At 63.3% G+C, this 3112-nt stretch carries 4 protein-coding genes; all 4 read left to right on the plus strand.

Annotated elements, in window-relative coordinates:
* The first annotated feature begins 90 nt into the window (after positions 1-90).
* Positions 91-1002, plus strand: coding sequence for a branched-chain amino acid ABC transporter permease (locus EN935_RS28705; RefSeq protein ID WP_109660147.1), 912 nt, complete (start codon positions 91-93; stop codon positions 1000-1002).
* On the plus strand, positions 1002-1961 hold the full coding sequence (locus tag EN935_RS28710) for a branched-chain amino acid ABC transporter permease (protein WP_245468958.1): 960 nt from the start codon (positions 1002-1004) through the stop codon (positions 1959-1961). The genes EN935_RS28705 and EN935_RS28710 overlap by 1 nt, the downstream gene beginning before the upstream one ends.
* Before the next feature lie 2 nt (positions 1962-1963).
* Entirely contained in the window at positions 1964-2728 is a 765-nt protein-coding gene (locus EN935_RS28715) for an ABC transporter ATP-binding protein (protein WP_127373871.1), read from the plus strand.
* On the plus strand, positions 2728-3112 hold a 385-nt coding region (locus EN935_RS28720; RefSeq protein WP_127373872.1), incomplete at its 3' end, for an ATP-binding cassette domain-containing protein. The genes EN935_RS28715 and EN935_RS28720, both read left to right, overlap by 1 nt.

The raw sequence follows: 3112 nt of genomic DNA on the forward strand, positions 1-3112 counted from the left end.
GCCTTGTGGCGGCCTCGGCGTCACCGCCGATTGTCTGGCGCCGACGCTGCGCCCAGGCAAGACTTTTTCAATTCTGCCCCCGGAGCATCAATGACGCTCGACCTGCTTATTCAGCAACTGGTGAACGGTCTTATCGTCGGCTCGTTCTATGCCCTGATCGCGCTTGGCTACAGCATGGTGTTCGGCGTCATCAAGCTCCTGAATTTCGCCCATGGCGACATCTACATGAACGGCGCCTTCGTTGGCCTCATCGTGTTTTCCTTCGTCGGCATATGGGTTGGCAACGGCTGGCTGGGCGTGGTCTGCGCCCTGCTGGTTTCGATGTTGGTTGTCGGCTTGCTCGGCGTCGTCATCGAACGCTTCGCCTATCGGCCGATGCGCAATGCGCCGCGCCTCTCCATCCTGATCACGGCGCTCGGTGCGTCGATGGTGCTGAACGGTACGGCACTCGCCCTGACGGGCGGGCGGCATTACGCCTTCAACACGGATCTCGGTTTTGCCGGTGTCGACATTTCCACCGTTCACATCACCTACACGCAGATGGTGCTGGTGGCCGCCTCCATCGCTCTTATGGCAGGGATGCAGGCCTTTGTCTCACGCACCATGTACGGCAAGGCGATGCGCGCGGTGTCCATCGATATGGGGGCAAGCCGCCTGATGGGCATCGATGTCGACCGGGTGATCGCCTTGACCTTTTTCATGGGTTCGGCGCTCGCCGCCGGCGGCGGGGTCATGGCCGGCGCCTATTATGGCAGTGTCCATTTCTTCATGGGCTTCATCATGGGGCTCAAGGCCTTCACCGCCGCGGTCATAGGCGGGATCGGCAGCGTGCCGGGCGCCATGCTTGGCGGCTTGCTGCTCGGCCTGCTCGAGGCTTTCGGTTCGTCCTTGCCCTTCGTCGGATCGGAGTGGCGTGACGTCTTCGTGTTCGGGACCCTGATCCTGTTCCTTGTGTTCAAGCCGACCGGCCTTCTTGGTCGCTCGGTGGTGGAGCGGGTGTGATGACCGACGAAGTGAGGACCATGCCGGCCACCGCGCAACCGCGACTGATGCGCTGGTCCGTTGTGCTGCCTGGCCTGGCGGCACTCGCCTGCGCGCTGGTGTTGCCGCAATTCGCCAACGCCTATATGACTGAGGTGGCAACCACGGCGCTGCTCTATGTCGTTCTGTGCCTCGGGCTCAACATTGTCGTCGGCTATGCGGGTCTGCTCGATCTCGGCTACGCCGCCTTCTTCGCGGTGGGCGCCTACACATCAGGCATCCTGACCGCGGAGTTCGGCTTCAATTTCTGGCTCACCATCCCGGTCGCCATGGCGGCAGCCTGCGTGGCCGGCATCATCATCGGCGCTCCGACCTTGAGGCTGCGCAGCGACTATCTGGCGATCGTGACGCTGGGCTTCGGCGAGATCGTGCGCATCATCGCCCGCAACCTCGACATCACCGGCGGCGCCAGCGGCCTTATCGGCATCGAGCGGCCGGAGATCTTCGGCTTCAAGCTGATGCAGGTGCAGCACTTCTACTATGCGTTCCTGGTGCTCGCGCTGCTCACCGCCTTCGTCTGCCTGAGCGTCGAGCGGTCACGAATGGGACGAGCCTGGTTCTACGTTCGCTATGATGAGGACGCCGCCGCCGGTATCGGCATCAACCGTGTCACGGCCAAGCTGCAGGCCTACATGATGGGCGCGGTGATCGCTTCCGTGGCCGGATGCCTCTACGCGGCCAAGATGACGGCCATCTCGCCGGAGAGTTTTACCTTCAACCAATCGCTTCTCATCCTGCTTGGCGTCGTGCTGGGTGGCATGGGCCGCATTCCCGGCGTTGTGCTCGGTGCAGTTCTCGTGGCCCTGCTTCCGGAGGTGCTGCGCGGGGCGGGCACCTATCGTCCCCTGGTGACCGCGGTTGCGCTGCTGGCAATCATGCTCTTCAGGCCGAACGGGCTCTGGCCGGACAAGCGAGTCTGACCATGGCGCTGCTGGAAGTCCGCGATCTGGGCCTCAGTTTCGGAGGACTGAAAGTCCTTCACGACATTTCGTTCTCGGTCGAGAAGGGCGCTATCAACAGTCTTATCGGGCCGAACGGGGCCGGCAAGACGTCGCTCTTCAATTGCCTGACCGGATTCTACAAGCCGAAGGGCGGCTCGATCAGTCTGGGCGGCCGGCCAATTACCGGTTTGCCGCCGCATCGCATCACCGCGCTCGGGCTCGCCCGCACATTTCAGAACATCCGGCTGTTCAAGGAAATGACCGTTCTGGAAAACGCCATGTCCGGCCAGCATTGCCGCAGCCGCCACGGCATTGTGTCGGCGATCCTGCACTTGCCGGCACAGCGGCGCGAGGAGGAGGCGATCCGAGCAGCCGGCATGCGCTGGCTCGATTTCGTCGGCATCCAGCAGCACGCGCATCGCCGCGCCGGCGGTCTTTCCTATGGCGATCAACGGCGGCTTGAACTCGCAAGAGCCCTGGCGTCGGCGCCCGAGCTCATCTTGCTGGACGAGCCTGCCGCCGGCCTGAACGAGCGCGAGAAGCTGGACCTTGTGCACCTGATCCGCCGCATTCGCGACGAGACCGGCGTCACCGTCCTGCTGATCGAGCACGACATGGGCCTGGTCATGCAAGTGTCGGAGAAGATCGTGGTGTTCGACTACGGCCAGAAGATCGCCGACGGGCCACCGGAGGCCGTGCGAGCGGACCCCAGGGTCATCGAAGCCTATCTGGGTACGGAGGAATGATGGACGCCGAAATCGTTCTTTCCGCGGACCGCATCGTCGCGCGCTATGACGGCATCGAAGCCCTTCATGGCGTTAGCCTTTCGGTCAAGCGCGGCCAGATCGTCGCCCTGCTTGGCGCGAACGGTGCAGGCAAGAGCACCACGCTGCGCACGCTGTCCGGCCTTGTTGCCGCATCCTCTGGAAGTGTCCGCTTCCTGGGCGAGGACATAACCAGGGTTCCTGCCCATCGCCTGCCGCATCGCGGGCTCGTCCACGTCCCGGAGGGAAGGCGTATCTTCGGCGACATGACGATCAAGGAGAACCTTGACCTCGGCTCGTTTACGCTTGCCGACGATGTCGAGCGCCGCCGGCGGCTGGACCACGTTTTTGAACTCTTCCCCATCC

The organism is Mesorhizobium sp. M7D.F.Ca.US.004.03.1.1 (assembly GCF_003998635.1).
Taxonomy (GTDB): Bacteria; Pseudomonadota; Alphaproteobacteria; order Rhizobiales; family Rhizobiaceae; genus Mesorhizobium; species Mesorhizobium loti.